This window comes from Vibrio sp. 1562 (genome assembly GCF_033340155.1).
Lineage (GTDB): Bacteria > Pseudomonadota > Gammaproteobacteria > Enterobacterales > Vibrionaceae > Vibrio > Vibrio alginolyticus.
In genome coordinates, this window is the sequence record NZ_JAWOVY010000820.1 from 1 (window position 1) to 507 (window position 507).

Here is a 507-nt window from a genome sequence, read left to right on the forward strand (position 1 = left end):
TGCGGGAACGTACCGATACCAAAACAAGCAACCCCAAGTGAGAATACCGCAAACATGATGGCTAGCGCTTTAGAGCCAACACCATATTGTAGGTAATACATTGGGCCACCAATCATTTGGCCATTGTCGTCAACGCGTCGGTATTTAACAGCAAGCAGACACTCAGCGTATTTCGTCGCCATTCCGAATAGGGCAGCAAGCCACATCCAGAATAGGGCGCCAGGGCCACCAAGTTTGATTGCGGTTGCAACGCCGACAATGTTACCAGTACCGATAGTTGCAGAAAGTGCAGTACAAAGTGCTGCGAAGCTAGAAACGTCACCCTGTTTATCAGATGACTTATCTTTACTGAATACCATCGCTAACGCGGTTGGTAGGTGTTTAAACTGGATCAAGCCTAAGCTAAAAGTGAAGTAAACACCGGTTCCCACAAGCAAAATAAGCAGTGGTGGACCCCAGACAAAGTTATCAATGGTTTGTAGTAAAGATTGTAGGTCGTTCATGATT

At 46.4% G+C, this 507-nt stretch carries 1 protein-coding gene; it reads right to left on the bottom strand.

Translation table 11 applies throughout. The features are described 5' to 3' along the window. Window positions 1–503 (bottom strand): alanine:cation symporter family protein (locus R7Z49_RS27855; protein ID WP_318112894.1); only part of this gene is annotated, 503 nt, incomplete at its 3' end. Between the last annotated feature and the right edge of the window lie 4 nt (window positions 504–507).